The organism is Nocardioides malaquae (assembly GCF_015070385.1).
Taxonomy (GTDB): Bacteria; Actinomycetota; Actinomycetes; order Propionibacteriales; family Nocardioidaceae; genus Nocardioides; species Nocardioides malaquae.
The window spans coordinates 1-233 of the sequence record NZ_JADCSA010001276.1; the positions used below are offsets into that span (position 1 = coordinate 1).

Here is a 233-nt window from a genome sequence, read left to right on the forward strand (position 1 = left end):
ATTAAATTTAAATAATAAAAAAGAACAAGCAATTAAAGAAATAAATAGCATGCGTAACAATTTAATGAGTCAAGATGACTACTTATTAAAGGCCAAAAAGATAATGGAATCTTTAGAAGAAATCACTATAAATAATATTAACACTTGTTTAGATTGGGAAACAAGGTTAGATAATGAATTAGCAAATGAAATTCTCGTTTTTAAAAAACAATACGAGAAAAATGAAAATGAAA

The 233-nt window shown here is 23.2% G+C and carries 1 protein-coding gene; it reads left to right on the forward strand.

From position 1 onward, the window contains the following. The coding region (locus tag IEQ44_RS16580) for a hypothetical protein (RefSeq protein ID WP_193639498.1) at window positions 1–233 on the forward strand (233 nt) is incomplete at both ends.